Source organism: Streptomyces spiralis (genome assembly GCF_014654675.1).
GTDB classification, from domain to species: Bacteria; Actinomycetota; Actinomycetes; order Streptomycetales; family Streptomycetaceae; genus Streptomyces; species Streptomyces spiralis.
In genome coordinates, this window is the sequence record NZ_BNBC01000014.1 from 130378 (window position 1) to 156756 (window position 26379).

The window sequence follows — 26379 nt, forward strand, 5'->3', positions numbered from 1 at the left end:
TTCACCCGTACGGGGGCAGGTACCCGCCGGAGTCTCCTGCGGCGCCGGGGACCCGCCGGACTCCCCTACGGTGACAGGGACCCGCCGGGCTGCCCCACGGTTCCGGGTGCCCCGCTCGCCCGTACGGGAGTCAGGTGACCCGCAGGGATCCGAGTACGCGGTCGGTGGCGTCGCCGCCGCCGTGCTGGCGGATCTGCACATACACCTCGGGCTGCCGGGCCGAGCCGGCCGGGACCAGGGCGGTCTCGGTGAGCCGGCCGCCGCCGGGGCAGCCGGTCCAGGTCCGGATCCGGCCGTTCCAGCGCGGGCTCGTCCAGGCGCGGCTGCCGTCGTAGTGGCAGCCGGGGTGGTCCACGGCGTTCACCCGGGCCGTGAGGTCGCCGTCCTCGCTCACCCCGACGAAGACGCCTCGCACGTCGGCGCCGAGGTCCTGCCACCGGGACAGGTCGTCGGCGACGGCGAGCCCCGGCTCGTGCCCGGCGGGCAGCCCCAGGCCGCGCGGGTCCCAGCCGGAGTCCCGCAGCTGCCGTGCCCAGCCGTCCGGCACCTCCACGGCGACCCGGCCGGTGGCGTCCGCGACGCGCACGCTCGACGCCGGGGACGGCCGCAAGGTCAGCGCCAGGGTCACGCCCGCCGCGGCGACCACCGCCACCGCTCCCACTGCCGCGACGACCCTTCCGCGCCGGCGGGGCCGGACGCCGGACGGCCCCGCGGCGGCCAGCCGCTCCAGCTCCTCGGCGAACGCCTCCGCGCTGGGCCAGCGCCGCTCGCGCTCCGGTTCCAGCGCGCGCATCAGCGCCCGCGCCACGCCGGGGTCCACATCCGGCCGCAGCCGCTGAAGCGGCACGACGCTGCCCGGCGCGGCCGGGACCGTGCCCGTGACCAGTTGGTAGCCGACCGCGCCCAGGCTGTAGACGTCGGCCCGCGCGTCGATGCCCGCGCCCGGCTCGGCCTGCTCCGGCGGCCGGTACCCGGCCGAGCCGGCGGCCAGCGTCAGCCCGGAGGCCTCCGCCAGGCTCTTGGCGAGCCCGAGGTCGGCGAGCAGCACCCGCCGGGTGCCGTCCGGCGCGGTGCGCAGCAGGATGTTGCTCGGCTTGACGTCCCGGTGCACGACGCCGGCCTCGTGGAGGGCCTGCGCGCCGCGGGCGGCGAGCGGGGTCAGCCGCAGCGTCTCCGGCACGGGCGGCGGATCCGCGGCGAGGAGATCGGCGAGGGTGCCGCCGTCGGCGTACTCCATGACGAAGTACGGCCTGCCGTCGGGCAGTTCACCGATGTCGTGGACCTGCACCACCAGCGGCGAGCCCGCCTTGCGCAGCAGCCGCGCCTCGGACAGGAACCGCTCCCGTACGTCGAGGCGGTGCGACCAGTTCTCGGCGAGGACCTTGACGGCCACCGGGGCCTGGAGCTCGTCGTCATGAGCCAGCCACACCGTGCCGAAGGCCCCGGTGCCCAGGCGCCGTTCGACCCGGTAGCGGCCGATCCGCTCGACGGAGTGCATGCGACTATCATGCCTGCCCTGAGATCGACTCCAAGGGGGCCTGCCGTGCCGGACCCGGCGGTGACCGACGACCTCGCCCGGCGCGCCGCCGCCGGCGATGCCACGGCGCTGGAGGAACTGCTGCAGGAGATCCGTCCCGAGGTGCTGCGGCGCTGCGGACGCTTCCTGCCCTGCCGGGAGGACGCGGAGGAGGCCGCACAGGACGTCCTGCTCCAGGTCGCGCGGCGGATCTCCACGTTCCAGGGCCGCAGCCGCTTCTCCACCTGGCTCTACACGGTCGTCGCCAACTGCTGCCGCCAGAAGTACCGGGAGCTGAAGCGGCGTGCCGCGGAGCAGCCCGCCCCGATCGAGCCCGCGCAGTTCGCCGACCCGCGCACCACCAGCGTCATCGCGGGCTCCCGCGTCGACCTCCTGGAGGCGCTGGACCGGCTGGAGCGGGAGCATCCGCACCTGGTGGCGCCGCTGGTGTACCGGGACATCTGCCAGCTGGAGTACGCGGAGGCCGCCGAGCGGGCCGGTGTGCCGCTGGGCACGTTCAAGTCGCGGCTGCACGAGGCGCGCCGCCAGGTCAGGCCCTGGCTGACCGGCGCGCCGTGAGCGCGAGTGAGCCCCTCACACCCCAGTGAGCCCTCACTCCTCCTCCCGCAGGCTCAGCTCCGCCCAGATGGTCTTGCCCTCGGCGGTGTGCCTGCTGCCCCAGCGCTGGGTGAGCTGGGCGACCAGCAGCAGTCCGCGGCCGCCCTCGTCCCAGGTCCTGGCGCGACGCAGGTGCGGGGCGGTGCTGCTGGTGTCGGACACCTCGCAGATCAGATGGGTGTCGTCGTGGATCAGACGCAGCCGGATGGGCGGGGTGCCGTACCGGATCGCGTTGGTGACCAGCTCGCTGACCACCAGCTCCGTGGTGAACGCCGCCAGGCTCAGACGCCAGCCGTCGAGCTGGTCGAGAACCTGCTTGCGGATCGGGGCCACCAGCGAGGGATCGGCGGGAATGTCCCAGGTGGCCACCCGGCAGGTGGGCAGTCCCCGGGTGCGCGCGAGCAGCAGGGCCACGTCGTCGGCGAAGCCGCCTGTCGGCACCACCGAGTGCAGCACACGGTCGCAGGCCGCCTCCAGCGAGCCCGCCCGCTCGGCCAGCGCCTCGCACAGCAGCCGGTGACCGGCGTCGGCGTCGCGCGCGCGGTGCTCGATCAGACCGCTGGTGTAGAAGGCGAGCACACTGCCCTCGCGCAGGTCGAGCTCCGCCGACTCGAACGGCAGCCCTCCCACGCCCAGCGGGGGACCCGGCGGCAGCTCGATCCGCAGGGGCGGGCCGTCGGGTGGCAGCAGCACGGGGGAGGGGTGTCCGGCGCGGGCGAGGACACAGCGCCGCGAGACGGGGTCGTACACCGCGTACAGGCAGCTCGCGCCGACCTCGGCGGGCCGGCCCTCGCCCTCGGCGTCGGCCTCGTCCGACATCCGGGCGACGACGTCGTCGAGGTGGGTGAGCAGCTCGTCCGGGGCGAGGTCGATGTCGGCGAGGGTGCGCACCGCGGTGCGCAGCCGGCCCATGGTGGCCGAGGCCCGCACCCCGTGCCCGAGGACGTCCCCGACGACCAGCGCGACCCGCATCCCGGACAGCGGGATCACGTCGAACCAGTCGCCGCCCACTCCGGCGCGCGCCGCCGGAAGGTAGCGGGAGGCCGCCTGCACGGCGGCCGTGCGCGGCAGGGTGCGCGGCAGCAGGCTGCGCTGAAGGGCGAGGGCGGTCTCCCGCTCGCGCGAGTAGCGGCGGGCGTTGTCGATGCAGACGGCGGCCCGGGCGGTGACCTCCTCGGCCAGCAGCACGTCGTCCGGCATGAAGGCGGCGGGCTGGTCGAAGCGGGTGAAGACGGCGACCCCGAGGGTCACGCCCCGGGCGCGGATCGGCACCGACATGACGGCGTGGATGCCGAGCCGCTCCACGCGCCGGCCGAGCTCCGGATGCCAGGCGAGCCACGTCTCCAGCTCGCCCGACGCCTTGGCGACGACGATCGGCTGCCCCGACAGCAGGGACGCGCCCTGGGGCGAGGCCGCCGGGTAGACCTCGCACTGCCCGGCCGGGACCACGGGGTCGGGGTCGCCGGGCCGCACGGAGCGGTGGGCGACGCGGCGCAGGGCGGTGGGCACGGTGAGCGGCCCGATGGGCAGTTCGCCGCCGTCCTCGGGCGGGTCCACCAGGTCGACGCTGACGAAGTCGGCGAGGGCCGGCACGCAGACGTCGGCGAGCTCCTGAGCCGTCAGGGTGACGTCAAGGGTGGTGCCGATGCGCACGCTGGCCTCGTTGACCAGCTGCAGCCGCTCCCGCGCCCGGTACTGCTCGGTGAAGTCGTGGGCGGCGACGCACACCCCGCGCACCCGCCCCTCGTCGTCGGTGATCGGGGAGATCCGGGCCAGCCACGCGTGACTGCTGCTGTCGCTGCCCATCGGGATGTATGTCTGTACGTCGTGTCCCCGGCCGGTTGTGAGCACCCGGAGCATCTGCGCCTCGATGTCCATGCTGTGCGGACGCCCGCCGATCTCGGACAGGCGCAGGCCCCGCATCGGCTCCCCGGGGACGCCGAGCGCCTCGGCCATGGCGTCGTTCATCGAGTGCAGCCGCAGCCGCTCGTCGTAGATCGCGACCGCGCAGGGGGACTGGGTGAGCAGCACCCGGTCCAGCGGATGGTCGTCCTGGACCGGGAGAGGGCCGCCCTCCAGGGGAGTGACCAGGAGCCAGTCGCCGCCATCCTCCGGGGGCCGGCGGTGTGCCAGCACCCAGACGGAGACGGTGTGCCCGTCGCGGTGGCGCAGCGCGAGTGTGCCGCCGGAGCGGTCGTCCTCGGGGAGGGTGAGCGGCGCACCGCCCGCGAGCAGGGTCGCGGCGGGCCTGGACACGACCTCCTCCGGCGCCCAGCCGAGCAGCCGGCGCGCGCCCTCGCTCCACTCGACCAGGACGCCGTGCGCGTCGACGACCGCCCGTGCCGTGGCGGCCTCGTCGAACGGATACGCCGGACTCATCGTCGCCACTCCATCGCGCACACTCACGGTGATCAGGTGTGTCACTCGCGTTCCAGCCTAGTGCGTACCGGCTCCGCGCGGTCGGGAGACCCCGGGCGGAGCGGGCGGGAGCTGCCTGCCGAGCGGCCGGGGAGCGCGCGACGAGTGCGCGGCGAGTGGGCAGCGATTGCACAAGCGCTTTCCACACCCCTTGACGAGCGCATGTGCCGTCACGTCAGAATCTGTTCGTTCACGATCACTTCTGAGTGCTTCTGAGTCCCGCCATGCGGGAAATGAAGGAGAGCCGCCATGACGGTCACGCGCAGATCGGTCCTGATCGCCGGTACGGCAGCCCCGGCGGCAGGAGGGCTGCTGGGCGGCCCCGCCGCCCTGAGCGCCCACGCCGCGGACGCCACCGGCCACGGCCCCGGCCGCCGTACCGTCGCCCTGCGCGACGGCTGGCGCTTCGCGCTGGTCGACCCGGACGGCGTCGCCGACCCCACCGGCGCCTACGCCGACGCCGCCGCGCCCGGCTTCGACGACTCCGCCTGGCGCCGGGTGGCCGTCCCGCACGACTGGAGCATCGAGCAGACACCCACCACCGAGCACTCCACCACCGGCGGCACCGGCTTCCTCCCCGGCGGCCTCGGCTGGTACCGCCTCGTCCTCACCCTGCCGGCCGTCTACGCCGGCAAGCGGATCTCGGTGGAGTTCGACGGCGTCTACATGGACTCCCACGTCTACTGCAACGGCACCGAGGTCGGCCGTCACCCCTACGGCTACACCGGTTTCGCCTTCGACCTCACCGACCTGCTGCACACCGACGGCACCACCGAGAACGTCATCGCGGTCAAGGTGCAGAACCGGCTCCCCAGCAGCCGCTGGTACTCCGGCAGCGGCATCTACCGCGAGGCCCGCCTGGTGATCACCGAGCCGGTGCACGTGGCCCGCTGGGGCACGTACGTCACCACACCCGAGGTCACCGCCGAGCGGGCCGTGGTCCGGGTGCGCACCTCGGTGGCCAACGACTCCGACGCGCCCGCCGAGGTCGAGGTCGCCTCCAGCGTCGTCGACCCCGACGGCCGCACCGTCGCCCGGACCGCCTCCACGATCACGGCCGGCCCGCAGGGCGGCACCGAGACCCACGAACTGCCCGTCGCCCGCCCCCGGCTGTGGGACTTCGCCACCCCGCACCACCGCTACACGCTGCGCACCGAACTGCGCGTCGGCGGCCGGACCGTGGACACCCACGACACCGGCTTCGGCATCCGCACCGTCCGCTTCGACGCGGACGAGGGCTTCTCCCTCAACGGCACCCACACCAAGATCAAGGGCGTCGACCTGCACCACGACCAGGGCGCGCTCGGCGCCGCGGTCAGCATCGACGCCCTGCGCCGGCAGATGACCATCATGAAGTCGATGGGCGTCAACGCCTTCCGCACCTCGCACAACCCGCCTTCCCCGCAGATGATCCAGGTCTGCGAGGAACTCGGCATCGTGATGATGGTGGAGGCCTTCGACTGCTGGCGCACGGGCAAGACGACGTACGACTACGGCCGGTTCTTCGACGAGTGGTGCGAGAAGGACGCCACCGAGATGGTGCTCGCCGCCCGCAACTCGCCCGCCGTCGTCCTGTGGTCCATCGGCAACGAGATCCCCGACTCGACCTCCACCGCGGGACTCGCCATGGCCGACCGGATCATCGCCGCCGTCAGGGCCGCCGACGACACCCGTCCGCTCGTCATCGGCTCCGACAAGTACCGCGGCCTGCCGAAGAAGGGCTCGGCGGCCGACCTGATGCTCGCCAAGCTCGACGGGCTCGGCCTGAACTACAACACCGCCAAGTCCGTCGACGCCCTGCACGCCGCCTACCCGCACCTGTTCCTGTTCGAGTCCGAGTCGTCCTCGGAGACCTCCACGCGCGGCGCGTACCAGGAGCCGGAGCACCTGAACACGGGCGAGAACCACACCCCGGGCCGTCGGGAGACCTCCTCGTACGACAACAACCTCGCCTCCTGGACCATGAGCGGCGAGTACGGCCTCAAGAAGGACCGCGACCGTCCGTGGTTCGCCGGGCAGTTCCTGTGGTCGGGCATCGACTACATCGGGGAGCCCACGCCGTACAACGGGTTCCCGGTGAAGTCGTCCTTCTTCGGCGCCGTCGACACCGCCGGCTTCCCCAAGGACATGTACCACCTGTTCCGGAGCCAGTGGTCGGACGAACCCATGGTCCATCTGGTGCCCATGACCTGGAACCACGAGGAGGGCGACGTCGTCGAGGTCTGGGCCTACGCCAACGTCGAGTCGGTCGAGCTGTTCCTCGACGGAACGTCCCTGGGCATACGGACGTTCGACGTGAAGCGGACCACCGACGGCCGCACCTACCTGGAGACCACCGAGGCCACCGGCGACGACAAGACCTTCACCGACGGCCCCTACCCCGGCAGCTACACCAGCCCCAACGGCAGCGCCGGGAAGCTGCATCTGACCTGGAAGGTGCCGTACCGGCCGGGTGAGCTGAAGGCGGTGGCCCGGCGGGACGGCAAGGTGGTGGCCACCGACGTCCTGCGCACGGCCGGCGCGCCGCACGCGGTGCGGCTCACGCCCGACCGCCGCTCGCTCGCGGCGGACGGCCGGTCACTGGTCTTCGTCACCGCCGACGTGGTCGACGCCCACGGCGTGGTGGTGCCCGACGCGCAGCACCTGATCTCCTTCGACGTGAGGGGCGGCTCGCTCGCCGGTGTCGACAACGGGCGCCAGGAGAGCGCCGAGCGCTACCAGGCGAGCACCCGCACCGCCTTCCACGGCAAGGCGCTCGCGATCGTCCGCTCCGGCACGAAGGCGGGCGCGCTCCGGGTCACCGCACGCGCCGACGGTCTGCGCACCGGCACGGCGACGGTACGCACCACACCGGCCCGTTCGGCCGCGACCACGCCGCCCGCGGACTTCGCGCCGGACCTGCCGGCCCCGCCCGCCTACCCGTACGCGGACGCGAGTTACTCCGGCCGCCCCGACACCCTGCCCGCCGCCATGATCGACGGCGACCCGGCCACCGGCTGGTCCAACGCCTTCAGCAAGGCTGCCACCGCGCTGCTGCCCGCCTTCTCCGGGGCCCGCCCGAAGGACTGGGTGTCCCTGGACTGGGGCCGGACCCGCACCGTCGACCGCGTGGCCGTCTCCTTCACCGTGGACGCAACCCACAGCCTCCCGGCCGCGGTCGAGGTCGCGGTCTTCCGCGACGGCGCCTGGACACCGGTGCGCGGTGCGCGCACCGCCTGGGCCGACACCTCCGACACCCCCACCGTGATCACCTTCGACGCGGTGCGCGGCTCCCGGATCCGGCTCACCCTGACCAGCAGCCGCCCCGGACAGGCGCAAGGAGCGGTCCGCATCAGCAGGCTGGAGGTGTAGCGGCGTCCGCGGCGTCCTCCGTGTCATCGGGTCGCACGTGCTGGAGCTTGTCGGGGTTGGTCACGATGTAGACCCCGGACACCTGGTCGCCCTCGGGCGTGAGGTCCATGACCATCACCGCGAAGGGGGCATCGCCCTGGAACAGCACCGCCGCGTCGTCGCCGTTGACGCGGCGGTGGCGGATCTCCAGCTCCCGCGGGGTGCGCTGGGCGGCGTAGGAGGTGAGGAGGCGAACGGCCTTGTCACGCCCGTGCACCGGGCGGAGGCCGGCCTGCCGGCGCCGGCCGCCGCCGTCCGTCCACACCGTCACGTCCGGGGCGAGGATCTCCATCAGGGCGGCGATGTCCCCGCCGAGCGCGGCCCGCACGAACCGCTCGGTGGCCTCCCGCCGCACCCGCGGATGCGCCGCGTACCGCGGGCGCCGGGCGTGCACATGGGCGCGCGCCCGGTGCGCGAGCTGGCGCACCGCGGCCGGTGTACGGCCGATGATCTCGGCGATCTCCCGGTGCGCGTACCCGAACACCTCGCCCAGCACGAACACCGCGCGTTCCAGCGGGGTCAGCGACTCCAGGACCACGAGCATCGCCAGGGACACCGACTCGGCCCGCAGCGCCGGATCGCCGGCGTCCGCGGCCTCGTCGGCGACCAGCGGCTCGGGCAGCCAGGGGCCGACGTACGTCTCACGGCGGCGGCTGATCGCGGCACGCCGCGCCAGCGCGTGGTTCACCGCGATCCGCACCAGGTACGCGCGCGGGTTGGCGACCCGCTCCAACGGGGCGCCGGTGCCCCGGGCGGTCCACGACAGCCAGGTCTCCTGCAGGACGTCCTCGGTGTCGGCGACGCTGCCGAGCATGGTGTAGACGACGCCGAACAGCAGTTCCCGATGGGCGAGGAAGAGGTCGGTCGCCCGCCGCAGCGGGTCCTCGACGGATGTGTCCTCGGGGGTGTCCCCGGCGGGTGCGGGGGTGCTTTCGGACATGCGTGGGCCTCCCGTTGGCGTGCTCACCACTGTGAGGAGGGGGAGGGGCCGGGGTGTGACACGGCACGGGTAGATGTGACGCAGGTCACGCATGGCCGGGTGTCCGGGGCGCGGACGACCAGGCCGGCCCCTCCCGGCTCCGCCGCCGGTGGCCGCACCGCTGCGCACCCTGCTCGGTACCGTCACCCCACCCCTGTGACCTGGGGCTATTTACGTGCAAGTACCCGAGCGGTACCGTGTGGGTCATGCCAGCGCTCAATGTGGAGTTCAGCGACCGCGAGCTAGAGGACCTGCGGCAGATCGCCAAGGAACGCGGTACGTCGATGAAGGCGCTCGTGCGCGAGGCCGCCGCCGCCGACATAGCCAGGCACCGGGCCCTGCAGGAGGGCGCCGAGGCCTTCCGCCGGTTCTTCGCCGCCCACGCCGACGAGTTCGCCGCCGCCTTCCCCGACGACGAGCCGCCCACCAAGGGAGAGGGACGGGCCGCCTGACTGATGAGCCCCGTCATCCATATCGACGTGCCCTGGCTGCTCCAGCGCCATGAGGAAGTGCTGCCGGACCAGCCCACGGTCAACGACTTCTCGGCCCTGGTGGCCGCCGTGGCCCGCCATCGCGTGGACCCGCCGCACCTCGGCGTGGACTCCGACCCCGCCTGGCGCGCCGCCGCGCTGCTGCACACCCTCGCCGTGCTCAAGCCCCTGCCCTCCGCCAACGCCCGCTTCGCCTGCGCGACGGCCGTGGCCTACATGTTCGTCAGCGGCGTGGGCATCGACCCGCCCTACGGCGCGCTCGTCGACCTCGCCCGTGACCTGATGAACGGCAAGACCGACGTCTACGGCGCCGCCGACCGGCTGCGCTCCTGGGAGATCTGACGGCGCGTCCGCCGGCGTCGTGGCCCGCCTCGCCGTGGGGCCGCCCCCGGGCCGCCGACCGAGGGCGGGAGAAACGGGGTCGGCGGCCGTCGCGCGCAGGAGAGCCGCCGTCCTGCGCGGGGCCCCGGGCGACGGGGCCTGTTCCGAGGGGCCGACTCCAGTGCACCGCCCGGACGGCCGCGCCGGGAGCGTGCGCGGCCCGCCGATGCGTGCGTGTCCTTCACACGGGTCCGTGTACTTCACACAGGCACGCGTCCTTCACTCGGTGGCGCGTCCTTCACGCGGGGCGCACGCACGGCCTCGGCACCACCGGACGACCGGGCCGCTTCCGCCCGGGCGAGGAGCCGGCCGCGCCGGTCAGGCGGTGTCCTCCACCAGATCGGCGACGCCGACGGTGGCCGGTCCGGCGTGCCCGGACAGGGCCAGGGTGAGGTCGAACTCCGCGAGCAGGCAGCGGATCACATGCTCCACGCCCGCCTGACCGTCCAGGCCGAGACCGTAGGCGTACGGCCGGCCCAGCAGCACCGCCCGGGCGCCCAGTGCGAGCGCCTTGAAGACGTCGTCGCCGGTGCGCACACCGCTGTCGAACAGCACGTCCAGCCGGTCGCCGACCGCGTCCACCACCCCCGGCAGCGCGTCGGCGGCGGCGACGGAACCGGCCACCTGGCGGCCGCCGTGGTTGGACACCACCACGCCGTCCATCCCGGCTTCGGCCGCGCGGCGAGCGTCGTCCGGGTGCAGGACCCCCTTCAGGACGATCGGTCCGTCCCAGTTCTCCCGCAGGAACGCCAGGTCCGGCCAGGTCTTGCCGGGGTCGGCGAACATGCCGACGAAGTGCAGCACCGCCGCGTTCGGGTCCTCGTGCACCGGCTTGGCCAGGCCCGAGAGGAAGGCCGGGTCGGAGAAGTAGTTGGCGGTGCCCACCCCGTGCAGGAACGGCAGATAGGCCTGGTCGAGGTCGCGGGGCCGCCAGGCCAGCAGCGGGGTGTCCAGGGTGACCACCAGGACGCTGAACCCGGACGCCTTCGCCCGCTCCAGGAAGCTCCGCGTCACCTCGCGGTCCTTGGCCCAGTACAGCTGGAACCAGCGTTCGGCGTCCCCCATCGCCTCCGCGACCTGCTCCATGGGGGTGCTGGAGGCCGACGACAGGATGAACGGCACACTCTGCGCCGCGGCGGCCCGCGCGGCCGCCGGCTCCGCGTCCGGATGCATGATCGACAGCACCCCGACCGGCGCCAGGGCCAGCGGCGCGGGCAGCGTGCGGCCCAGCACCTCGACCGACAGATCGCGCTCGTGCACGTCCCGCAGCATCCGCGGGACTATGCGGCGCCGGTCCAGGGCCGCCCGGTTGGCGCGGGCCGTGCTGCCGTTGCCCGCGCTGCCCGCCACATAGCCCACCGGGCCCGGGCCGAGCCGCTGCTCGGTGAGCTCCTCCAGCCGGGTCAGATCGGTGGGCAGCCGGGGTACCGCGCCCGTCATCCCGTTCAGATAGATCTCGTACTGGAAGTCCGCCCAGTGCTTCGCCATCCGTGCCCTCCCGCGTCTCGCCACCGGTCCGGTCCTGCGCTGCACGCCGACCATACCGGCCGGTAGGCACGGGTCGGCGCGCGGGGAGGCCCGGAGCAGGGCAGGCTCGAACATGAACACAAGGGGTCGCGGAGGGGTCCGCCCGGAGCGGGGGCGGAATGTTTCAGGACGATTAACGAACACGGGTAATCCAGCCAACCGGCCGGATTCCGTGATCGACGGGCCCGTGGTTCGGGGGTTGGAACGTTCGATTTCCGTGACTTCACGCCACTGATTCAATACGCAAGGTTACTGAAACCCGTGGGTCCGATTGGGAGTTCGGCGGCGGACTCGGCAGACTCCCGCTCGCCGGTCCGGCTCCCGTCCGAGTCGGACACGGCGTCTCTCATCGAAACCTGCGGAAGGAAGCACACAATGCGGAACACCGCGCGCTGGGCCGCCACCCTCGGCCTGACGGCCACCGCCGTCTGCGGACCCCTCACCGGGGCCGCCCTCGCCACCCCGGCCGGCGCCACTGCCTCCCTGTACGCCCCGTCGGCCCTGGTGCTCACCGTGGGCCACGGGGACAGCGCCGCCACCGCGACCCCGGAACGCGCGGTCACCCTCACCTGCGCCCCCACGGCCTCCGGCACGCACCCGGCGGCCGTCGAGGCGTGCGCCGAACTGCGCGGCGCGAGCGGTGACTTCGACGCCCTGACGGCGGGCGGTGACGCGCTGTGCACCAAGGAGTACAACCCCGTGGTGGTCACCGCCGCCGGCGTCTGGCAGGGCAAGCGTGTCTCCTACGAGCGCACCTTCGCCAACGAGTGCGTGAAGAACGCTTCCGTCACAAGCGTCTTCGCGTTCTGAGAGACCGGGATCGCGCGGTCCCCGCGCAGCAGTGAAGGGTCCCGTGACTGGGGAGTGCGAGTCCCTGGCGCGGGGACCGGCGGCGATCTCGCACCAGGGGCCGGCCGGGCGGAGTGGGGCCGCCCGCCGGCCCCTGGCATCTTCGTGACAACAGGAAATCCGCGTGTCCTCTAGTGCCCCGGCAGGCAACGTTTGCCCGTCAAGGAGCGGCGTCCGGTGCGTGCTCTCGGCGTGCCGGCCGGAAGTCCTCGTACTGGACGTACTTGGGCTTTCGGTCGGTGCGGCGAGAGGGCGTGCCGGGCGTCGCGACGGGGCGAACGTTGCCTGTTGGGGCACTAGACGCGCTCGCGGTGGCTGGTGTCGCACCACGGCCAGCGGCGGCTGCGGCGGCAGGTGCACAGGGCGACCCGGAACCGGTCGGAGCGGACCGTGGTGCCGTCCTCCAGCTCCACCTCGACCGGGCCGTCGACGAGGATCGGACCGCACCGCTGCATCGTCACCCGGCGAGGCGGGCCGGAGCGCCGGTCACCCCGCGGGGCCTCAGAGGGGACGTTCGGCACGGATGACCACCAGCTCTTCCTTCGCGTCGGCCGCGCCCAGCAGCCCCCGCTCCCGCAGCCATCCCTGCCGGGAGCGCAGTACCGGGCCGAACGCGATCCAGCGGCGGCTCACGACGGCGGCCTTCAGGCCGGCCGCGCGCAGCAGGTACAGACTGCGGCCGGGGCCGCTCAGCGCGGACTGGACGAGCAGCAGCACACCGCCCGGCCGCAGCAGCTCGGGCCCGTCCCGGCAGATCCGGTCCAGCACGAGGCGCCCGTCGTCTCCGGCGTCCCAGGAGCGGGACCTGCCGTGCGGTGCGCGCCGGGCGTCGGGGGCCGGCATGTACGGCGGATTGGCCAGGACGACGTCGAAGGACAGCCCGCGCACCGGACCGAAGAGGTTCCCTCTGAGGGCGCGGATCCGGACCCCCGCCCGCCAGGCGTTGAGGCGGGCCGTCCACACCGCCCGCCAGGACACGTCCACCGCCGTCACCTCGGCGCCCCGTCGCGCGGCGGCCAGCGCCAGTGCGCCGCTCCCGGTGCCCACGTCCAGGACCCGGGCGCCCGGCCGGAACGGCTCGCCGGACAGAACCTCGGCCAGCAGCGCGGTGTCGTCCTGCGGGGCGTAGACACCGGGAAGCACCAGTTCACTCACGTCCCGCGAATACCCCGCGGCTCACGAGATATGAGCCTATTCACGATATGCGGGCGATGTGTTCCGTCTGTGCGTCGAGCGGGACGCGCAGCGACGACCGGCCCGCCCGCCAGTCGGCGAGCAGCCGGCCGCCGAAGCGGTCCTCCAGATGCCCCGTCGCATCGATGCCGAAGGTGACGTCCGCTGCCAGCTGCGGTTCCTCCTCGAGCAGCCCGGCGATCACCTCGTGGCGCACGACCTGCTCGTGCACGGCGTCGGCCTCGACGTGCTCGTCGTAGAAGAACTCGGCGGCCGGGCCGGCGCCCGTGCGGCGCATCGCTTCGGCCAGCCGCCGGGAGCCGGGGGAGGAGGTGATCTCGACCGCGGCGAAGTGGCCCACCAGGGCGCCGCGCAGCTCGCGGTGCAGACCGAACAGGGACATCAGGTTCACCGTGGCGAGGGCCTCGGCCGAGGCGGCGTCCAGATAGCGGCCGTACGTCGTGTCCAGGCCCAGGTCGTGCATCAGGTCGGCGAACAGCCGGGCGTGCACCCGCTCCGCCCGCCCGCCCCCGTACTCGTCGAACTCCACCGCCGCCATGGCCGCCTTGGCCCGGCCCCACAGCCGGGGCAGCACCCAGGCGTGCGGGTCCGCCTCCTTGAGGTGGTACAGGGAGCGCTGGGCCGCGTACTCGCGCAGCTGCCACAGCTCGCCCTCGTCCCGCAGGTAGTGCGAGACGCCCGTGCCCCGGACCGGCTCCACGAGCAGTTCGGCGAGCGCGTCGTCGAGGCCGGTGTGCCCGGGGGTGTCGGCGTACAGGGCGGCCAGGAAGCGCTGCTCCATCGCCGCGCGCACCCGCAGCAGATCGGGGTCCCACTCGTGGTCCCGGTCGGTGTCGGCGAAGCCGCGGTAGTGCAGCTCGTAACACAGGTACAGGGCGAGCTGGAGGTCGTCGCCGTACGCCCGCGCGCCGGCGACGTCCTCGACGCGGGGCGGCGGTCCGGCCCCCCGCAGGTATCCCGCCACGGCCGCGGAGACCGGACCCCGGGCGGCCGGCAGCGCGGGCCCTCGACGATCGTGCTCCATGCGACGCAGGTACCCGCGGAACGCCCGGCCATCCACCGCGGCGCACCGTGCCGGGCGTGGCGTCTACCGCTCCCGGTCGCCCTCGCCCTGGGACTCCTCCTGGGCGCGCTCGTTCGGAGTGATCGCCTCCGCGGCCTCGCCCAGGTGTCGCCGCTTCCGGGAGTCGTCGACGTCCGTCTCGGCGTTCTCGATCTCGTGCAGGATCTCACCGGCCGCGCTGTCGGGGCGGCCCTGACGCCGCCCGCCGTGCTGCTCACTCATGACGCTCTCGTCTCCCTTTCGCCGTCTCGTGCGCACCGGGCCGGTGCGTACGGGCCGGTGGGTACCCGCCGCGGGGTCGTCCACGCCTTCCGGGAGGCCGTCCGACCCGCGTGCATGCCTTGACGGGAATATAACCGCGGAGGCATATTGGAGCCGTGTCCGACGCCGCTCTCTGGTCCGCGCTCGCCGACCCCCACCGACGTGCCATCGTCACCCTTCTCCTCGAGCGGCCGCGGCCGGTGGGTGAGATCGTTCGCGCGTGTGGCCTGAGCCAGCCGAGCACCTCGAAGCATCTGCGGGTGCTGCGCGACGCGGGTCTGGTGCGGGTGCGGCAGGACGCGCAGCGTCGGGTCTACGCCCTCGACCCGGCCCCGATGGCCGCACTGGACGCCTGGCTCGCCCCGTACCGCAAGCTCTGGAACGAGAGCCTCGACGCGCTGGGACGCCGTCTCGACGCGGCACCGGACGACCCCCGGGAACCACCTCCGCACCCTGAGAAGGACTGATCCCCATGCCCGCCGACCTCACCGGCAGCTACGTCACGCTCGACGACGGTCGCCCCGCCGTCCGCTTCAGCCGCACCTACGACCACCCCGTGGAGCGCGTCTGGCGCTTCGTGACCGACCCGGACGAACTGTCCGAGTGGTTCCCCTCCCGCGCCGAGATCGACCTGCGTCCCGGCGGCGCCATCACGTTCAGCGGCGACCCGAACATGCCGGAGTCGACCGGCCGCGTGCTCGCCGTCGACCCGCCCCGGCACCTCTCCTTCGACTGGGGCGGCGACGAACTCCGCTTCGACCTGGAGGAGCTCGACGACAAGCGCACCCGCTTCACCCTCACCAACGTGCTGAGCGCCGAGAACACGGCCGCGCGCAACGGCGCCGGCTGGGAGGTCTGCCTGTCCGCCCTGGACGCGAAGGCACGAGGCGAGCGCGTCGAGGGCCCGCACGCCGGGGTCCACTCGGCGTGGCAGGGCTTCTACGAGGGTTACCTCGCGGCCGGACTCCCTTCCGGGGCTCCGGTCCCCGGCGTGGACCGGCCCTCGGCGGACTGACCGGTCCGGCCCGGACGCCTCACGCCAGCTGGCGTCGCACCAGCTCGTGCAGCCGGCCGCCGGTGTCCGCGAGCAGTTCGGCGGGCGTGCCCTGCTGGACGACCCGGCCGTCCTCCATGACGACGACCCGGTCCGCGTCCAGCACCGTGGACAGGCGGTGCGCGATGACGACGCGCGTGGCGTTGAGCTTGCGGGTGCTCTCGATCACCGTGCGCTGCGTGTCGTTGTCCAGGGCGCTGGTCGCCTCGTCGAAGAAGAGGATCCGGGGGCGCCGTACGAGGGCCTGGGCGATCATCAGGCGCTGCCGCTGGCCGCCGGAGACGGCCGAGCCGCCCGAGACGATGGTGTGCAGGCCCATCGGCATCCGCCTGATGTCCTCGCCCAGCCCCGCCAGCTCCGCCGCCGCCATCGCCTCCTCCGGCGAGCACGGCTCGGTGCCGCGGATGACGTCCAGGATCGAGCCGGTGAAGGGCTGCGCGTGCTGGAGCACCACCCCGCACTGCCGGCGCACCGCCGACTGGTCGAGCGCCGCCAGGTCCTGGCCGTCGTACAGCACACTGCCCGACAGCGGCCGGTCGAAGCCGATCATCAGCCGCAGCAGCGTCGACTTGCCGCAGCCGCTGGGCCCGACGACCGCCACGAACTCGCCCGGCCGCACCTGGAACGACACGTCGTCCAGGACCAGCGGCCCGTCGTCGGCGTACCGGAACGACAGCCGCCGCGCCTCGATCGCCCCGGAGAGCGGCCCCGGCCGGGTGCTCGCCGCGCGCACCTCCGGCGCGGCGTCCAGCACCGGCCGGATCTCCTCGAACAGCGGCAGCGCGGCCACCGCCGAGACGAAGGCGCCGGTCAGCTGGGTGACCGAGGTCAGCAGCATCGTCACCGAGGTGTTGAAGGTCAGGAAGGCCGCCGCCGACATCGTGCCGCGCGCCGGACCGGCCAGCAGCATGAACATCAGAAGAGTGCACACCGGCAGGTACACCGCGCCCAGCACCGTGGTGAGGTTCTTGATCCGGCCCACCTTCTGCTGCAGTTCCCGGCTGTCCGCGAACCGTTCGGCCCAGGCCGCGTACGCGTAGTTCTCGGCCGCCGCCACCCGCAGCTTCGGCAGCCCGCGCAGGGTCTGGAAGGCCTGGTTGTTCAGCTTGTTGGTGAGCACCACCAGCCGCCGCTGCCAGCGCACCTGCCACAGCCCGAGCCCCAGGAACACGGCCGCGATCACCACGAGCATGCCGATCGCCGCCAGCGCCATCGACGCGCTGTACCAGAACAGCAGCGCCAGGTTCATCACGCCCACCGTCACCGACTGGGCGACGACCGGACCGACCCCCGCCAGCAGCCTGCGGATGGAGCTGATGCCCATGGCGGCACTCGCCAGCTCACCGGTGGACCGCTCGGTGAAGAACTTCGTCGGCAGGCGCAGCAGCCGGTCCCACACGGCCGGTTGCAGGGTCGCCTCGATGCGCCCCTCCAGCCGCAGGATGGTCAGGTTCTCCAGCAGCATGAAGGCCGCCGCCACCAGACCGCTGACCATCACCGCCAGACACACCCGCGCGATCGGCCCCTGCTCGGCCCGCGGCACGAACTCACCCAGCACCTTGCCGGTGGCGATCGGCACCAGCGCCCCGATCGCGACCGTCACCAGCCCGCTGACCAGCAGGTTCAGCAGATCCCCGCGGGTGCCGCGCAGACTGAAGCGGAACAGCCCGAACGGGCCGAGCCGGCCCTCGGGCAGCGGCCGGTAGAACATCACCGCGCGCGGCTCGAACTCCTCCGCGTTCGCCTTCTCGATCGGCGTCTCGCGCCCGGTCGCGGGGTGCACGGCGACATAGCCGCCGCGCCGCCACAGCAGCGCGACCGGCGCGCCCGACAGCGCCCGGTGGCCCACCAACGGGCCGACGTTCTCCCGCCACCAGTTGCCGTGCAGTCGTACGGCCCTGGTGCGCACCCGGGAGGCCAGGGCGACCCGCTCCACCGGATCCAGCCGGTCGCCGCCTGTGCCGGACTGCGGCGGAGCGGCGAGCCGGATCCCGGCGGTGCGGGCGACCAGCTCGCAGGCCGCGTACGTGGCATCGGCGTCCGCGGCCGTGGCGCGCTTCCCCGGGGAGCGGCCGATGGAGGCCAGCAGCGTCCGGTCGGCCTGGGCACGGACCGCCTCACCGGCCTTGATGCCCGCCGCCGTCCGGGTCTCATGGGTACGCTCCAGCTCCTCGATCCAGCGGTCGAGGGAGGTCAGCAGCCGGTACTGCTGGTCCACCATGGACTGCCACAGGGCGGGATCCATCAGCAGGTCGGCCGCCGCCTCGGCGCCGTACAGCGCCCCGTACTGCACGCTGCCCGGCGGCACCTGCATCCAGAACACGTCGTCGTCGGCGGGCGCCGCGGACCGGTCCTCGGCCATCGGGGCCTGGAAGAGGACGGACAGGCTGCGGCCCACGCCGAGCGCGAGCGCGTACTCCAGCGGGCTGGTCGTGGGCGGCACGTACTGGGGGTTGCCGTACTCGTCGTACGACCAGGTCTGGGTGGCGGCCGGCTGGTACAGCTCGCGCAGCCCGATGCGGCGCACCACGCAGTCCCTGAGCGGTCGCGCCACCAGGGTGTGCCGGGGGCCCGCGACCGGGCCGAGCAGCAGCGAGCCCGCCTCCAGCCGGCCGAGATGGTGCCAGTGGCCCTGCTGCGCCGCGTCCACCGCGAACAGGTCCACCGCGCCGGACGCGACCAGCCACAGCACCTGCGGCCCTTCCAGGTCGAGCCGGTTCAGGCCCGTGCAGTCCACCGGCGTGCCCAGGGACGCGAGCGCCCCGAGGACGAGATCGCCTTCGCCGACGGTCGTCATCTCACCGCTCCCTGACCAGTGCCGCGTACGCGCCGCCGCGCGCCACCAGCTCCTCGTGCCGTCCGCGTTCGACGACCGTGCCGTGCTGGAGCACCACGATCTCGTCGCTGTCGCGCACGGTGGACAGCCGGTGCGCGATCACCACGCAGGCGCAGCCGCGCCGCCGCAGATTGTCCATGACCACCTGCTCGGTCTCGGCGTCCAGCGCGCTCGTCACCTCGTCCAGGACGAGAATGCTGGGCCGGCGCACCAGTGCCCGCGCGATCTCCAGGCGCTGGCGCTGTCCGCCGGAGAAGTTCCGGCCGTCCTGCTCGACCCGGCTGTGGATGCCGCCCGGACGGCGCACCACCACGTCGTGGAGGGCGGCGTCGCGCAGCGCCTCCACCACGGCCTCGTCCGGGATCGACGGATCCCACAGGGCCACGTTGTCGCGGACGGTGCCCTCGAAGAGGAACACGTCCTGGTCGACGAAGGACACGGAGGCGGCCAGGGCGCCCCGGGGGATGTCCTCCAGGCGCTGCCCGTCGATGCGGATCACGCCCTCCCAGGGCGTGTACAGACCCGAGATGAGCCGCGAGACCGTCGACTTGCCGCTGCCCGAGCCGCCGACCAGCGCCACCTGCTGACCCGGCCCCACGGCCAGGTCGAAGCCCGTCAGCAGCGGGTTGTCCAGCGGGCTGTAGCCGAAGCTGATGTTCTGCAGCTCCACATGGCCGTGCAGCCGGCGGGCGGAGTCGCCGGCGCCGGGACGGGCGTAGAGCGGGTCGGTGCGGAAGTTCTCCACGTCCTTGAGCCGGGCCACGTCGGCCGCGAAGTCCTGGATACGGCCGGCGACACCGTTGAGGCGGGTCAGCGGCGCGGTGAACCGGGTCACCAGCGCCTGGAAGGCGACCAGCAGACCGACCGAGATGTGGCCCTCCACCGCCCGCATCCCGCCGATCCACAGGATCAGCGCGCTGTTCAGCGTCGCCAGCGTCGGCGCGACCACACCCAGCCAGGCGCTCGGCACCCCGAGCCGCTGCTGCTCCTCCAGGGTGGTCGCGTGCTGTCCGGCCCAGGTGCGGAAGTAGCCGTCCTCACCGCCGGTCGCCTTCATCGTCTCGATCAGCTGAAGGCCGGTGTAGGCGGTGTTCGTCAGCCGCGCCGTGTCCGCGCGCAGCTTCGCCGTACGGGTCGCGCGCAGCCGTACGACCACGCGCATCGCCACGATGTTCAGCAGCGCCACGCCGATGCCGACGAAGGTCAGCTGTGGGTCGTAGGTGTAGAGGAGCACCGCGTACAGCACCACGACCACCGCGTCCACGCCCGCCGCCGCCAGGTCGCGGGCCAGCGTCTCGGCGACCTGGTCGTTGGACTGGAGCCGCTGCACCAGGTCGGCCGGGCTGCGCTGGGCGAAGAACGTCACCGGCAGCCGCAGCAGATGGCGCAGGAAGCGGGCCCCGGCCAGGGTGGAGGAGATCACCCGGCCGTGCAGCAGGTTGGCCTGCTGAAGCCAGGTCAGCACGACGGTGAGCAGCACGCACGCGCCCATCGACGCGAACAGCACGCCCAGCAGGGACGTCTGCCCGCCGATGAGGTAGGTGTCGATGTAGGTGCGGCTGAGCGCGGGCACCGCCGCGCCGACCACGACCAGCAGCAGGCTCGCCAGCATCGCCGCCGGCAGGGCGCCCGCGGTGCCGCGCAGCCGGGCCGGCATGGCGCCCAGGATCCCGGGCCTGCGCCCGCCCCGGGTGAACCCCTCGCCCGGCTCCAGCACCAGCACCACACCGGTGAAGCTGGTGTCGAAGTCCTCCATGGGGACGAAACGGCGGCCCTTGGCGGGGTCGTTGACGAACACCCCACGCCGGCCCAGGCGGCGGCCCACGCCGTCGAAGACGACGTAGTGGTTGAACTCCCAGAACAGGATGGCCGGCGCCTTCACCTCGGCGAGGGCGGCGGTGTCCATCTGCATGCCCTTGGCCGTCAGGCCGTAACTCCGCGCCGCCTTCAGCAGATTGCTGGCGCGCGAGCCGTCGCGGGAGACACCGCAGGCGATGCGCAGCTCCTCCAGCGGGACATGGCGGCCGTAGTGGCCGAGCACCATGGCGAGCGAGGCGGCGCCGCACTCCACGGCCTCCATCTGGAGCACCGTGGGCGTACGGACGGTCCGGCCCCGCCCCTTGGGGACCGGGCGCCTGGGCGGGGCGGCGCGGCGGCGGCCCCGGGTCTCGGGAGCGGTGGTGGTCACGGCAGCAGCCAATCGACGGGACGCTGGTCGGCCAGGCGGATCGAGGCCGTGGCCAGGGTCATGGAGTCCGGCCGGAACGGCGGGCCGTCCGCGGACGACCACCGGTAGCCGCTCTTCGTCGTGGACGACACGTCGAGCCGTACGAGCACGGCGACCGGGCGTCCCTTCCGGCTGAACTGCTCGCCCAGCTGGCTGTCCCCGAGGTACGCGGCGATCTGCTGGGCCGACTGCGCCGAGCGGTCCACCGACTTCACACGGCCGCGCAGCACGCCGTAGCGCTGGGCCGGCACGGAGGAGACGGTCAGGTCGACGGGGGCGTCGGCGGGGATGTCGGCGGCGTTCTGGGCGGGGACGTAGACGGTGGCGTACAGCGGGTCGGAGGCGTGGGCGACCTTCTCGACGGCGGCGACGTTCGCACCGGTGGAGATGATCTGCCCGATGGTGGCGGCGAGCGCGGTGATCCGCCCCGCGGCGACCGTACGGACGACCGACTCGCCCTGAGCCGTCCGCACCTTCAGCACGGGCGCGTTCGCGGGCAGCCGCTCGCCCTGCTCGGCGAGCACCGCGGTGACCTGTCCGGCGACCGGGCTCTGCAGGACGTAACTGCCCTGACCGTGGGTGAGGACGGCCGGCGCGGAGACCGTGGAGGCCACCGACCCGGTCACGGCCCACACGCAGGCGGCGGCCATCGCCACGAGCGTGACGGACAGCACGAGCCAGCCCTGCGGACGGGCGAGCCGGACCGGAAGGTCGAGCTCTTCGGGTGACTGGAGTTTGGCGAGGGCCTGTTGGCGGAACTGCACGGAATCTCGCTACTTGTGATGACTTGCGGAGAGCTCGGCGAGTGTGCCGAAGGGGCGCCCCGGAGGCGAACCGAGCCATGAGAAGTGGGGCACGCCCGAGAGTCCCGGAACCAGGGGCCGGCTCCGGGACTCGGGTGACGCGGTGCGATCAGAGACCGGCGACCAGGTTGGTGACCGGGGCGGTGTTCAGGCCGGTCACACCCTCGATGGTGCCGACGGCCGTGTCGACCAGGCCGGACACCGGGGCAACGCCGTCCACCAGGCCGGTGGCGGTGCCGAGAGCGTTCACAGCCAGACCGCCGGAGACGTTGTCGAGCTCGGCGTCGGAGATCTCGACGGTCTCAACCTGGGGGGTGGAGTTCATGATGGAACTTCCCTTCCTATGGGGGATTCACAAGGGGGAAGCGGCCCCCTCTGGGACAGATGGACGGCCGCGACCACGGGGGCCGGACACCGGACTCATGTGCGACCGGCGGGCCCCGCAGTGCGATGGATCAAAGCACGCTGCCGCCCGCGGCTTCCACTCAACCAGGCCTCTCACCTGGGAACTTGTCGCTCCGACCACGCCATCCGTGCATGTGTGGGCACGACTTGTCGGCCACTTCTTCACATGCCCCACGGCATCGGTGCGTTCAGGCCCTTGCCCCGGTGGTGACGAATCCGGCACTCCGCGCCAATGCCGCCTCCGGGGGCGTGCGGTTGTGCAGATCCGCCGTGCGCCGTGACTCCGTTGGGTATTCGCTGTGCAGATTCGCTGAAGCCGTGATTCCGCTCTCGATCGACGGCGGTTCGTCGACGGAACGTTGTTGATCGATCGCTTGGCGTAGTCCGTCCGCCGTGAGCGTCTGCGGCCCGTGCCCGACGGCGAGTCGCCGATTCCGGCCGTCACGGGGCCAGTTGGGAAGCGCACCACGGGGCCGGCCGGGAAACGGAATTGAACGCCCCGCCCGAGTCGTGCGTACCAACAGCCATCCAGGCGCCCCCCAACCCACTGCCGGACGGCGGTCCCGGCCCCGTCCCCAGGAGGTCGAGAAGTTTGAGTCACAAGCGAATTCCGAAGCGCAAGGCCGCGATAGCGGCGGGCGGCGTGGTGGCGCTCGGCGCGGCGGCGATGCTGCTCCCCAACGCCAACGCCTCCCAGGACGGCGCGGCGGGCGACGCCACCCCCAGAACCCTCAAGGCGACGGACGCCTCGGACCTCGCCACCCGACTGGCCGCGTCACTCGGCGACGCCCTCGCCGGCTCCTACTACGACAGTGCCAGGCAGCAGCTGGTCGTGAACGTGGTGAGCGGCGACGACAACGTCGTCGTCCAGGCGAAGAAGGCGGGCGCGACCGTCCGCCGGGTCGACAACAGCACCGCCGAGCTGAAGTCGGCCGCGCGGACCCTGAAGGCCAGGGCCACCATCCCCGGCACCTCGTGGGCCGTCGACCCGCGGACGAACAAGGTCGTGGTCACCGCCGACAGCACGGTCACCGGCGCCCGGTGGGACCGACTCCAGTCCACCGTCCAGAGCCTCGGCCCCGGCATGGCGACGCTGAAGAAGTCCGCCGGCACCTTCAAGACCTTCGCCTCCGGCGGCGACGCCATCTTCGCCCAGGCGCAGGGCGGCACCGTCCGCTGCTCCCTCGGCTTCAACGTCACCGCCTCCGACGGCAGTCCGGCGTTCCTGACCGCCGGTCACTGCGGCGTCGCGGCCAAGCAGTGGGCCGACTCCCAGAACGGGCAGCCGATCGCCACGGTGGACCAGGCCACCTTCCCCGGCAACGACTTCTCCCTGGTCAAGTACGACGACCCCAACACCCAGGCGCCGAGCGACGTCAACGTCGGCAACGGGCAGACCGTCCAGATCACCCAGGCCGCCGACGCCACCGTCGGCGAGACCGTCTTCCGCATGGGCAGCACCACCGGCCTGCACAACGGGACCGTCACGGGCCTCGACGCCACCGTCAACTTCCAGAGCGAGACCGACCCGAACGGCGTCGACACCGTCAACGGCCTCATCCAGACGAACGTCTGCGCCGAACCCGGCGACAGCGGCGGCTCGCTGTTCACCCAGGACGGCGGGGCGGTCGGCCTCACCTCGGGCGGCAGCGGCGACTGCACCCAGGGCGGCGAGACCTTCTTCCAGCCGGTCACCGCGGCGCTCCAGGCGACCGGCGCGACCCTCGGCGCCGGCAACGGCGGCGGCGCGGGCGACGGTGCCGGGCAGCAGGGTGCCGGGGACCAGGGTGCCGGCGCGCAGGGCAGCGGGGACCAGCAGGCCGGCCAAGACCCGTCCGGCGCCGGCTCGGAGACCGCGCCCGGCGACCCGTCGGGCACCGGGGACGGCTCCGGCACGGCGGACAACTCCGGCGCGGGCGACGGATCCGGGATGGCCGACGGCTCCGGAACGGCCGACGGCTCCGGCACGGCCCAGGGCCACTGACCGGTACACCCGGCGGTTCCCACCGGTCAGTGGATCGGTCCGGCCCTCCGGCGGGACGGCCGGACCGATCCGTACTCCCTCGGCCCTTCCAACGCCGTCCCGTCCGCCGCCTCGGCGTCAGCGGTTCCCGCGCGCCCGCAGCAGCAGCACGGCCACGTCGTCGATCCGCTCCCGTACCACCGCCGACTGCTCCACCAGGACGTGGGCCAGCTGGCTCAGCGGCACGTCCCCGGCCGCGCCGAGCCGCTGTCCCAGCTCGGCGAGCGCGTCCTCGATGTCCGCCCCGGGTGTCTCGACGAGCCCGTCGGTGTAGAGGACGAGCACCGAGCCGGGGGCGAGGTCGACGCGTGTCGTCGGATACGTGGCGGCCGGGTCGATGCCCAGCAACGGGCCGCCGGCCAGGTCGAGCACGCGCACCCGTCCGTCCGGCCGTCTCAGCAGCGGCGGCGGGTGCCCCGCCCGGGACATCACCGCGGAGCCGTCGGCCGCGTCGAGCCGCAGGTACAGACAGCTCGCGAACAGCTCGACTCCCAGGTCCATCAGCAGCCCGTTGGTGCTCCGCATGACGTCCTGCGGCTCCTGCCCGACCGTCGTGTAGGCGCGTACGGCCGTACGCAGCTGTCCCATCAGGCCGGCGGCGGTCACGTTGTGCCCCTGCACGTCCCCGATCACGGCGGCGGCCGTCGGCCGGGCGGGCACCAGGTCGTAGAAGTCGCCGCCGATCTCCATGCCCTGGGTGGCCGGCAGATAGCGGGCCGCCGCGTCGAAACCCGGCAGCCGCGGCAGCGAGTGCGGCAGCAGCGCCTGCTGCAGACCGTGGGCCAGCCGGTGCTTGGCGTCGTAGAGCCGGGCGCGCTCCAGCGCCTGCGCGATCAGCCCGCCCAGGCTCGTCAGCACCGCCCGCTCCTCCGCGGGGAAGGGATGGGGGTCGGCGTAGGCCAGCACACAGGTGCCCACCGGGCGCCCGGACGCGATGAGCGGCAGGTACGCCCAGGCGGCGAAGCCGTCCCGGATCGCCTGCCGGACCGGATACAGCCGCTCCAGCTGCTGCCGGGAGTCGAAGAACGCGGGCGCCCCGGTCGTCAGCACCCGTGTGCTCGGTGCCGGCGCGGACAGTGGAGTCCCGTGGAACTGCTCGATGGCCCGCGCGTCCCGGTAGCCGCGCTGCCCCAGCACGTGCAGCCGCCCCGACTGGGAACCGAGGATCATCAGGCCCTGACTGCCGACGGCCGGGACGATCTCGTCCGCGACCAGCTGCACCACGTCCTGCACGCCCACCGCCTCGGTCAGCGCCCCGGCCAGGCCCAGGACCTGCGAGATGGTCACCAGACTGGGTGGCGGGGAGGCTTCGCCGGGCGGGGGCGTGGCGCGGCCGAGCTCCGCCACCGCCCGGGCCCGGCTGATCCGGACGCTCAGCCCGGTGGTGTCGGGGTACATCCGGAACGACAGCCAGTCTCCGGGCGGGCGCAGCGCCACGAAGGACGTGACGTGCTGACTGAGCAGCGCGCCCCGGTAGCGGTCCTCGTACATCGGGTCGTTCAGCCACGGCACCGACGCCCACAGCCGGGTCCCGAGCAGCTCGCTGACGGGCAGGCCGAGCAGCTCGGCCGCGGCGGCGTTGGCGTACGACACCCGGCCGTGCAGATCGAGCGAGGCGAGTCCGTACGGCAGGCGGTGCACCATCCGGGCCGCCTCGACCGAGCCCAGCACCCCGGCCGACCCGCCCGCCGGCGGGACGGCGAGGAGATCCGGCTCCGGACGCAGCGTGCGGCGCTCGGCCGCCGCCCGCTCCAGACGCAGCGCCAGCCGGTCGCAGGCTCCGGTCAGATGCTCCCGCTCCCAGTCGCCCAGCACCGGAGGGTGCTCCGCGGGCCAGGTCACGAAGACGGCGCCGTACACGGCGGACGGGGTCGCCAGGGGCAGCGCGGCCAGTGCGAACGGGTAGGGCAGGACCACGGCGATCCGCGGGAAGCAGCGGGCCATCTCCTCCTCCCCGCCGACCCAGACCAGCCCCCGCTCGCGCACCGCCTGGGCGACCGGCACCGGCGCGCTCAGCCCGACCCGCTCCCAGGGCGCGACGAACGCGCGGGGCATGCCCGCCATCACGGCCATCTCCAGCACCGGCTGGTCGGGCGCGAGCAGATACACGGCGCCGGAGTGCGCGTGGACCTCGTCCATCATGGCCGCCAGCGCCAGGGACAGCAGCGGTCGCCCGACCGCTCCGGTGTCGGTCGGCGGCGCCGGTCCGGACGGTCGGCCCTCGGCCACGCCGACCACCTCCTCGTACACGCACGGCCGCGCGACGGGTCCCCCGGATCAAGGCTCCCTCGTGAACGCCCGGCGCGCACGGCGAGCGATGCTCTCAGTGACTTCGCGGAACCGT

General features: G+C 73.4%; 21 protein-coding genes. 8 read left to right on the forward strand and 13 right to left on the reverse strand.

What is annotated here, in order from left to right; translation table 11 throughout:
• Positions 1 to 130 precede the first annotated feature (130 nt).
• Entirely contained in the window at positions 131 to 1498 is a 1368-nt protein-coding gene (locus IE318_RS16910; RefSeq protein WP_189901171.1) for a serine/threonine-protein kinase, read from the reverse strand.
• A gap of 9 nt (positions 1499 to 1507) precedes the next feature.
• Here IE318_RS16910 and IE318_RS16915 point away from each other — a divergent pair, with 9 nt between their 5' ends.
• Complete coding sequence (locus tag IE318_RS16915; protein ID WP_189901174.1) at positions 1508 to 2095, forward strand: RNA polymerase sigma factor; 588 nt, start codon at positions 1508 to 1510, stop codon at positions 2093 to 2095.
• A 33-nt stretch (positions 2096 to 2128) separates the two neighbouring features.
• On the opposite strand, the gene IE318_RS16920 is transcribed toward IE318_RS16915, so the two are convergent.
• On the reverse strand, positions 2129 to 4513 hold the full coding sequence (locus IE318_RS16920; RefSeq protein ID WP_189901176.1) for a SpoIIE family protein phosphatase: 2385 nt from the start codon (positions 4511 to 4513) through the stop codon (positions 2129 to 2131).
• A 288-nt stretch (positions 4514 to 4801) separates the two neighbouring features.
• Between IE318_RS16920 and IE318_RS16925 the strand changes: the two genes are divergently transcribed.
• The gene (locus tag IE318_RS16925) at positions 4802 to 7903 is read left to right on the forward strand and encodes a glycoside hydrolase family 2 TIM barrel-domain containing protein (RefSeq protein WP_189901178.1); all 3102 of its coding nucleotides are present in this window, start codon (positions 4802 to 4804) and stop codon (positions 7901 to 7903) included.
• Here IE318_RS16925 and sigJ read toward each other — a convergent pair.
• A complete protein-coding gene (gene sigJ, locus IE318_RS16930; protein WP_189901181.1) occupies positions 7884 to 8882 on the reverse strand; it encodes an RNA polymerase sigma factor SigJ in 999 nt (332 codons plus the stop codon). The genes IE318_RS16925 and sigJ overlap by 20 nt on opposite strands.
• A gap of 245 nt (positions 8883 to 9127) precedes the next feature.
• Between sigJ and IE318_RS16935 the strand changes: the two genes are divergently transcribed.
• Positions 9128 to 9373 carry a hypothetical protein gene (locus tag IE318_RS16935; protein ID WP_030172510.1) on the forward strand — a complete coding sequence of 82 codons (246 nt, stop codon included), beginning with the start codon at positions 9128 to 9130 and terminating at the stop codon, positions 9371 to 9373.
• A 3-nt stretch (positions 9374 to 9376) separates the two neighbouring features.
• The gene (locus IE318_RS16940; protein ID WP_189901183.1) at positions 9377 to 9754 is read left to right on the forward strand and encodes a toxin Doc; all 378 of its coding nucleotides are present in this window, start codon (positions 9377 to 9379) and stop codon (positions 9752 to 9754) included.
• A 357-nt stretch (positions 9755 to 10111) separates the two neighbouring features.
• Here the strand turns inward: IE318_RS16940 and IE318_RS16945 are convergent, their stop codons facing one another.
• Positions 10112 to 11281, reverse strand: a complete 1170-nt coding sequence (locus IE318_RS16945) for a lactate 2-monooxygenase (protein WP_189901186.1) — start codon at positions 11279 to 11281, stop codon at positions 10112 to 10114.
• A 414-nt stretch (positions 11282 to 11695) separates the two neighbouring features.
• On the opposite strand from IE318_RS16945, the gene IE318_RS16950 reads away from it, so the two are divergent.
• Positions 11696 to 12130 carry a protease inhibitor gene (locus tag IE318_RS16950; protein ID WP_189901188.1) on the forward strand — a complete coding sequence of 145 codons (435 nt, stop codon included), beginning with the start codon at positions 11696 to 11698 and terminating at the stop codon, positions 12128 to 12130.
• A 335-nt stretch (positions 12131 to 12465) separates the two neighbouring features.
• Here IE318_RS16950 and IE318_RS16955 read toward each other — a convergent pair whose 3' ends face one another.
• The 4 genes from IE318_RS16955 to IE318_RS16970 all read right to left on the reverse strand — a co-directional run bounded on the left by IE318_RS16955 (position 12466) and on the right by IE318_RS16970 (position 14648).
• Positions 12466 to 12690 carry a CDGSH iron-sulfur domain-containing protein gene (locus IE318_RS16955; RefSeq protein ID WP_030172523.1) on the reverse strand — a complete coding sequence of 75 codons (225 nt, stop codon included), beginning with the start codon at positions 12688 to 12690 and terminating at the stop codon, positions 12466 to 12468.
• Positions 12671 to 13324, reverse strand: a complete 654-nt coding sequence (locus tag IE318_RS16960) for a HemK2/MTQ2 family protein methyltransferase (RefSeq protein ID WP_189901190.1) — start codon at positions 13322 to 13324, stop codon at positions 12671 to 12673. Before IE318_RS16960 ends, IE318_RS16955 begins: the two co-directional genes overlap by 20 nt.
• 40 nt (positions 13325 to 13364) lie before the next feature.
• Positions 13365 to 14387, reverse strand: coding sequence for an iron-containing redox enzyme family protein (locus tag IE318_RS16965; RefSeq protein ID WP_189901192.1), 1023 nt, complete (start codon positions 14385 to 14387; stop codon positions 13365 to 13367).
• A gap of 63 nt (positions 14388 to 14450) precedes the next feature.
• Positions 14451 to 14648 carry a hypothetical protein gene (locus IE318_RS16970; RefSeq protein ID WP_189901194.1) on the reverse strand — a complete coding sequence of 66 codons (198 nt, stop codon included), beginning with the start codon at positions 14646 to 14648 and terminating at the stop codon, positions 14451 to 14453.
• Between the two features lie 155 nt (positions 14649 to 14803).
• On the opposite strand from IE318_RS16970, the gene IE318_RS16975 reads away from it, so the two are divergent.
• A complete protein-coding gene (locus IE318_RS16975) occupies positions 14804 to 15154 on the forward strand; it encodes an ArsR/SmtB family transcription factor (protein WP_189901196.1) in 351 nt (116 codons plus the stop codon).
• A 5-nt stretch (positions 15155 to 15159) separates the two neighbouring features.
• Positions 15160 to 15702 carry an SRPBCC family protein gene (locus tag IE318_RS16980; RefSeq protein WP_189901198.1) on the forward strand — a complete coding sequence of 181 codons (543 nt, stop codon included), beginning with the start codon at positions 15160 to 15162 and terminating at the stop codon, positions 15700 to 15702.
• Between the two features lie 19 nt (positions 15703 to 15721).
• Here the strand turns inward: IE318_RS16980 and IE318_RS16985 are convergent, their stop codons facing one another.
• From IE318_RS16985 to IE318_RS17000, 4 genes are all read right to left on the reverse strand, one after another.
• Complete coding sequence (locus tag IE318_RS16985) at positions 15722 to 18538, reverse strand: NHLP bacteriocin export ABC transporter permease/ATPase subunit (RefSeq protein ID WP_189901200.1); 2817 nt, start codon at positions 18536 to 18538, stop codon at positions 15722 to 15724.
• Position 18539: 1 nt separating this feature from the next.
• On the reverse strand, positions 18540 to 20765 hold the full coding sequence (locus IE318_RS16990; RefSeq protein WP_189901202.1) for an NHLP family bacteriocin export ABC transporter peptidase/permease/ATPase subunit: 2226 nt from the start codon (positions 20763 to 20765) through the stop codon (positions 18540 to 18542).
• On the reverse strand, positions 20762 to 21568 hold the full coding sequence (locus IE318_RS16995; protein ID WP_189901204.1) for an HlyD family efflux transporter periplasmic adaptor subunit: 807 nt from the start codon (positions 21566 to 21568) through the stop codon (positions 20762 to 20764). Before IE318_RS16995 ends, IE318_RS16990 begins: the two co-directional genes overlap by 4 nt.
• 148 nt (positions 21569 to 21716) lie before the next feature.
• The gene (locus IE318_RS17000) at positions 21717 to 21932 is read right to left on the reverse strand and encodes a hypothetical protein (RefSeq protein ID WP_030172550.1); all 216 of its coding nucleotides are present in this window, start codon (positions 21930 to 21932) and stop codon (positions 21717 to 21719) included.
• Between the two features lie 672 nt (positions 21933 to 22604).
• Between IE318_RS17000 and IE318_RS17005 the strand changes: the two genes are divergently transcribed.
• On the forward strand, positions 22605 to 23996 hold the full coding sequence (locus IE318_RS17005) for a S1 family peptidase (RefSeq protein ID WP_229903554.1): 1392 nt from the start codon (positions 22605 to 22607) through the stop codon (positions 23994 to 23996).
• A gap of 117 nt (positions 23997 to 24113) precedes the next feature.
• Here the strand turns inward: IE318_RS17005 and IE318_RS17010 are convergent, their stop codons facing one another.
• Positions 24114 to 26273, reverse strand: a complete 2160-nt coding sequence (locus tag IE318_RS17010; protein ID WP_189901288.1) for a SpoIIE family protein phosphatase — start codon at positions 26271 to 26273, stop codon at positions 24114 to 24116.
• Positions 26274 to 26379 lie beyond the last annotated feature (106 nt).